The sequence below is a fragment of the Paratractidigestivibacter sp. genome, assembly GCF_052362415.1.
Classification (GTDB): domain Bacteria; phylum Actinomycetota; class Coriobacteriia; order Coriobacteriales; family Atopobiaceae; genus Paratractidigestivibacter.
On the sequence record NZ_DAWEMK010000117.1, the window covers coordinates 896 to 5,212 of the forward strand.

The following is a 4,317-nucleotide window of genomic DNA, read 5'->3' on the forward strand; positions in this document are numbered from 1 at the left end:
TCGACGTCCTCGGCGGAGGAGTCGACCTCGGCGTTGCCGGAGAGGATGCGGCGGTAGTGGTTGTAGACCGCGACCGACATGGCGCGCTTGGCGCTCTCCTGGCCCATGACATACTGCGAGAGCTCGTCGTAGATCTCGTGAGGGGTCGGTACCTGGCTCATGGGCAGGCTATCGGCGACCTCGAAAGCGCCCTCGTCGTCCGCGGCGCCCTGGCCCATCATGTCCATGCATGCCTGGAGGCACTCGTCGCAGATGCAGACGCCGTCCTGGCCAGCGATGAGCTTGTTCACCTGCGAGCGGGTCTTGTGGCAGAAGGAGCAGCGCATCTCGTCGTCGGGGCCGCCATAACCCGGGCCGCCGAAGCCCGGGAAACCGTAACCGCGGTTGTAACCGTCGTTGTTAGAGGGCATCTGCTACTCCTGGGAAGCCGGGTCGTTACGGGAAGAGATGACCTTGTCGACGAGGCCGTACTCGCAGGCCTCTGCGGCGCGCATGTAATTGTCGCGCTCGGTGTCCGCGTTGATGCGGTCGATCGGCTGGCCGGTTGCGTCGGCGAGCATCTGGTTGAGCTTCTGGCGGATCCAGCGGGTCTCGTCGGCGACGATCTGGATGTCGGTCTGCTGGCCGGAGACGCCGGAGCTCGGCTGGTGGATGAGGATCATCGAGTTGGGGAGGCTCAGGCGCTTGCCCTTGGCTCCGCAGGCCAGGATGGCCGCGCCCATGGAGGCGGCCATGCCCACGCAGATGGTCGAGACGTCGGGTTTGATGAAGTTCATCGTGTCGATGATGCCGAGGCCCGCGTAGACGTCGCCGCCGGGCGAGTTCACGTAAAGCGAGATGTCCTTATCGGGGTCCTGGCTCTCGAGGAAGAGGAGCTGCGCGATGACGAGGTTCGCGGAGTCGCGGGTGACCTCCTCGCCGAGGAAGACGATGCGGTCGTTGAGCAGTCGGGAGTAGATGTCGAAGCTGCGCTCGCCGCGCGGGGTCTGCTCCACGACATAGGGAATCAGGGGGATGTTCGTCGGGTTGTGCATATACCCTCCTAGAGGTTGTACACGAAGCCCCGAGCGGGCCGGATGCTCGCTCGGGGCTGACAAAGCTGGTGCGGATCGAGCAGGTATGCTACTCGGCGTCGGCCGCCTCGGCCTCGGCGGCGCGCTCGGCCACCTCGTCCTTGACGGTCACCTTGGCGTTCTCGACCAGCCAATCGAGGGCCTTGGTACGCTTGATGGAGTCGCGGATGGCCGGGAGGCGGCCCTCCTTCTTCCACTGCGCGACGGTGGACTTGACGTCCTTGATGCCGGCGCGGGCGAACTCGTTGTCGACGTCCTCATCGGAGGCCTCGAGGCCGAGCTTCTCGGCGACGGCGTCGAGGGCGAGGGACTGACGGGCACGCTCGTCGGCCTGCTCGTGGAGATCGGCGATGAAGTCGTCGGACTTCACTCCGCGGGCGCGCAGGTACATGTCGAGGCTGATGTTCTGGCGCTGGAGCTGGGCCAGGAACTCCTGGGCGAGCTCGTTGAAGATCTCGTTCTTGTAGTTCTCGGGGACCTCATCGAGCTTGACCTGCTTGCCCATGGCCTCGACGACGCGGTCCTCCTTGAGGTCGGGAAGCGTGTGCTTCTTGTCGGCCTCGATCTCCTCCTTGACGGCGGCCTTGAAGGCGTCGACGTCGTCATAGCCGAAGGACTTCTTGACGAGCTCGTCGGAGAGCTCGGGGACGACGGCCTTCTTGATGGCGTTGAGGGTGACCTTGACCTTGAAGTCGTGCGAGAGGGTCTCGCCGTCGTGCTCGTGGCTGTGGGTCCACTCGACGTCCTTGGTCTCGCCCTTCTTCATGCCGACGATGCCGGCCTGGAGCTCAGCGGGGACCTGCTGGCCGTTGAGGAAGACGGTCTTGTTCTCGCCGGCGAGGTGGCCTGCGCCCTGAACGTCCTCGATGGTGACGTTGACGATGTCGCCCTCGGCGACCTCGCGGTCCTCGTCGGTGTCCTCATAGGTGGTCTGGTAAGAGAGGAGCTGCTTGATCTGCCAGTCGACCTCGGCGTCGGTGGCCTCCTCGGGGGGCATGTTGACCTCGGGGGCGTCGTAGCTCTCGAGCTCGACCTGCGGGCGCACCTCGACCTTGACGTTGGCCTTGTACTCGGAGCCCTCGACGAGGAGCTCGGGCTCGTCGCCGAACGAGAGGCGGCCGACAGGGGTGACGTCCATCTCCTCGAGCACGGCGGGCTCGAGGGAGTTGAGGAAGTCGTTGGTGGCCTGGGCGATGACGCCCTCCTTGCCCATCATGGCGTCGATGACGGGACGGGGAGCCTTGCCGCGGCGGAAGCCCTGGAACTTGTACTGCTGGGCGATCTGCTTGTAGGTGTTCTTGATGGCGGCATTGACGTCGGAAGCGGCGACGGTGACCTCGGCGGTCAGCGTGTTCTCCTCGCGCTGCGGCTCGGTGACGGTGATGTTCAACGTTCCTCCAGTGTCTCGTGCTCTGGCGGGCCTTCCCCGCCAGCTAGTTCCTATGTTGCTGCGATGGTGCGGGCGAAAGGACTCGAACCTTCACGGAGTCTCCCCCACTGGAACCTAAATCCAGCGCGTCTACCAGTTCCGCCACGCCCGCAGTGGTCGCACAGCCGTCCAATAATAACAAATTACGAGAAAAACCCCAAACGACATGGGATTTGCACAGAGGCGCGCCGCCGTGGCGAGGAGGCCCCCGCGCACGGTCGCGCAGGGGCCTCCAAAGACAAGTAGGGCTGGTGCTGATCCGGCGGGCTCAACGAGCCTGCGAAGAGTCTTGCAGGGACTAGCGGGCCTGGGGCAGGTCCTGCAGGGCATATACGTCGAGCGGGCCTTGGCGCAGGGCGCTGATGGCCTGGACGAGCGCCACCGCACCGGACATGGTCGTCGCCATGTCGATGCCGCGGCTCACGGCCTCCGAGCGCAGGACGGCGCCGTCGCCGCGGGAGCGGTGCCCGTGCGGGGTGTTGACCATGAAGCTGATCTTGCCCTCGGCGAGCATGTCCCCGATGTTCGGGCTCGCCTCGGATATCCTCCTGACGACCTCGCAGGGGATGCCGGCGGCCTTGAGAGTCTTTGCCGTGCCGCTCGTGGCCACGAGGTCGTAGCCCAGGTGCAGAAGCGAGAGCGCCACAGGGGCGATGGAGCGCTTGTCGCGGTCGCAGACGCTGAGGAAGACGGTGCCGGACTGCGGGACGTCGTAGTCGATGGCCTCGCGGGTCTTCGCGTAGGCCTTGGGGAAGGTCACGTCAAGGCCCATGACCTCGCCCGTGGACTTCATCTCGGGCCCCAGGGTGACGTCGGCGCCCGGGAAGCGACTCCAAGGCATGACGGCCTCCTTGACGGCGTAGTAGCCGCGATCGGCGTCCTCCGATGGCAGGCCGAGGTCGCGGATCTTCTCGCCGCTCATGATGCGCACGGCGTACTTGGCGAGGCTCACGCCCGTGGCCTTGGACGAGAACGGCACCGTGCGGCTCGCGCGCGGGTTCAGCTCGATGACGAAGACCTGCTCGTCGCGGACGGCGTACTGGACGTTCAAGAGGCCGCGGATGTGGCACGAGAGCGCGAGCTTGCGGGTGGTCTCGCGGATCTTTGCCACGATGGCGTCCGAGAGCGAGAAGGGCGGGAAGCAGCAGGCGGAGTCGCCCGAGTGGATGCCGCACTCCTCAATGTGCTCGAGGACCGCGCCGACGTAGCACTCCTCGTCGTCGCACAGGGCGTCGACGTCGAGCTCGATGGCGTCCTCGAGGAAGGCATCGAGGTAGACCGGGTGGTCAGGGCTCACCTTGGTGGCCTCTCCCATGTACTTCACGAGGTCGTCGTCGTCGTAGACGATGCCCATGCCGCGGCCGCCGAGCACATAGCTCGGGCGGACGAGCAAGGGGTAGCCCACGCGGCGGGCGACGGCCTTGGCGTCGGCCACGGTCTCGGCGGTCGACGAGGGCGGGTAGGCGATCTCGAGCTTATCGAGCAACGCGGCGAAGCGGTCGCGGTCCTCGGCGAGGTCGATGGCCTCCGGCTGCGTGCCCATGATGGGGACGCCCGCGGCCTTCAAGCGCTTGGCGAGATTGATGGGGGTCTGGCCGCCGAGCGTGACGATGACGCCCTCGGGGCGCTCGACCTCGATGATGTTCATCACGTCCTCGAAGGTCAGCGGCTCGAAGTAGAGTCGGTCGGAGGTGTCGTAGTCGGTGGAGACGGTCTCCGGGTTGCAGTTGACCATGACGGTCTCGTAACCCTTGGCCTCCAGGGCGTAGGCCGCGTGGCAGCAGCAGTAGTCGAACTCGATGCCCTGGCCGATGC

Annotated in this window: 4 protein-coding genes and 1 tRNA gene; all 5 read right to left on the minus strand. The window is 65.9% G+C overall.

Going from position 1 to position 4,317, the window contains the following annotated elements; translation table 11 throughout:
• Positions 1–326, minus strand: a 326-nt coding sequence (locus tag ACT84W_RS09380; RefSeq protein ID WP_444329010.1) for a ClpX C4-type zinc finger protein, incomplete at its 3' end; no start/stop codon positions are given.
• A gap of 87 nt (positions 327–413) precedes the next feature.
• Positions 414–1,034 (minus strand): ATP-dependent Clp protease proteolytic subunit, encoded by a 621-nt coding sequence (locus tag ACT84W_RS09385; RefSeq protein ID WP_417575565.1) that lies wholly within the window; start codon positions 1,032–1,034, stop codon positions 414–416.
• A gap of 88 nt (positions 1,035–1,122) precedes the next feature.
• Positions 1,123–2,463 carry a trigger factor gene (gene tig / locus ACT84W_RS09390; protein ID WP_417575564.1) on the minus strand — a complete coding sequence of 447 codons (1,341 nt, stop codon included), beginning with the start codon at positions 2,461–2,463 and terminating at the stop codon, positions 1,123–1,125.
• Between the two features lie 64 nt (positions 2,464–2,527).
• Positions 2,528–2,614 (minus strand) — tRNA-Leu (locus ACT84W_RS09395).
• Between the two features lie 186 nt (positions 2,615–2,800).
• A partial coding sequence (carB, locus tag ACT84W_RS09400) for a carbamoyl-phosphate synthase large subunit (protein WP_444329008.1) occupies positions 2,801–4,317 on the minus strand: 1,517 nt, incomplete at its 5' end.

What these genes read in the sequence shown, in the direction of transcription:
- ACT84W_RS09385 (WP_417575565.1), bottom strand. Translation starts at nt 1,034, where the DNA reads ATGCACAACCCGACGAACATCCCCCTGATTCCCTATGTCGTGGAGCAG.